Source organism: Streptosporangium sp. NPDC000239 (genome assembly GCF_040300765.1).
In the GTDB taxonomy this organism is placed as follows: domain Bacteria; phylum Actinomycetota; class Actinomycetes; order Streptosporangiales; family Streptosporangiaceae; genus Streptosporangium.
Map to the genome: position 1 here is coordinate 1 of NZ_JBEPEI010000050.1, position 1,642 is coordinate 1,642.

The 1,642-nt window shown below is 69.5% G+C and carries 1 protein-coding gene; it reads left to right on the plus strand.

All coding sequences use genetic code 11. The features are described 5' to 3' along the window. Window positions 1–65 precede the first annotated feature (65 nt). A partial coding sequence (locus ABT340_RS42385) for a condensation domain-containing protein (RefSeq protein ID WP_352016612.1) occupies window positions 66–1,642 on the plus strand: 1,577 nt, incomplete at its 3' end.

Genomic DNA, 1,642 nt, shown 5'->3' on the forward strand with positions numbered 1-1,642 from the left:
AGCGGGTCGGGGTGCATGACAATTTCTTCGAGTTGGGTGGGCATTCGATCCGGGCGGTCGCTTTGGTGGGCGCCCTCCGCAAGAACGGCTTCGACATCTCGGTCCGTGACGTCTTCGAACACCGCACCATCGCCGAACTCATGGACCGTCTGCCCGGTCTCGGGTCCCCGCTGACCGAGACCCCCCTGGTCCGGCCCTTCGAACTGCTCGCCGAAGAGGACCGGGCGGCGATGCCCAGCGGTGTCTCCGACGCCTACCCCCTCGCGTACGTGCAGGCGGGCATGCTGCTGGAGCTCATGGCCGGCGACGAGCGGAACCCCTACCACAACGTCACCTCCTTCCGCGTCCGGGACGAGCGGCCCTTCGATCCGGAGGCCTTCCGTGCCGCCGCCCGGCTGGTGACCCGTCGGCACGAGGTGCTGCGCACCTCCTTCGACCTGGACGGCTACTCCGTCCCCCTGCAGTTCGTGCACACCGAAACCGAACTCCACGTCGAGGTGCGCGACCTGAGCGGCCTCGGCGAGGAGGAGGTCGGCCGATCGCTACGGCGGTTCACCGCCGACGAGCGCGCCCGGTTGTTCGACCTGACCAGGCCGGGGCTGATCCGCCTGTTCGCGCACGTCTGCGACGACCGGTCCTGGTGGCTGTCGGTCACCGAGTGCCACGCGATCCTGGAGGGCTGGAGCCACCACTCCATGCTGATGGAGCTGCTGGAGTACTACCGGGTGATCAGGGACGGTGCCGTGCCCGACCCGGCTCCGCTGCCCGCCCTGCGCTACGCCGACTTCGTGGCCGCCGAACAGCGGTCGCTTGAGTCCGAGGACGACAGGGCCTTCTGGCGCGGCGTCGTCACCGACCACCCCAAGCTGGCACTTCCGGAGACCTGGGGCGACCGGCCGGACACGCCGCGCGCCGTCCGGCAGGCGGTGGTCTCCTTCACCGACCTTGAGGACGGCCTGCGCGCCCTGGCCGCCGCCGCCGGGGTGCCGCTGAAGAGCGTGCTGCTGGCCGCGTACATGAAGGTGCTGAGCCAGATCACCGACCAGGAGTCCTTCCACACCGGACTGGTCCTGCACGGCAGGCCGGAGGCCGACGGCGCCGACCGTGTCTACGGCCTGTACCTGAACACGCTTCCGTTCCCCTACACCAGGGGCGCCCGCACCTGGCGTGACCTGGTGAACGACGTGTTCACCACCGAGACGGCCATGTGGCGGCACCGCCGGTTCCCCCTGGGGGCGATCCAGCACGAGACCGGCGGGCGGCTGCTCGACGGCATGTTCATCTACCTCGACTTCGACCAGGTCGACACCGAGCTGGTCGACTACCTGGCCAGCATCGACGACAGCCCGACCGAGTTCCCGCTGCACGTGTCCGTCCGGGTCGGCCACGTCGCCATCGCCGTGGACACCCACGTGATCGGCGAGAGGAACGCCGACCGCCTGGCGGAGATGTACCGGCAGGTCCTGGTCGCGATGGCCGCCGATCCGTACGGCGACGCCCGCACCGTCTTCCTGCCCGCCTCCGACCGCGCCCTTCTCGACGGCCTGACCGCTGAGGTGGGGGGTGTTTCGCGGTGTGTGCATGAGGTGTTTGAGGAGCGGGTGGTGGTGTGTCCGGATGCGGTGGCGGTGGTGTGTGGTGA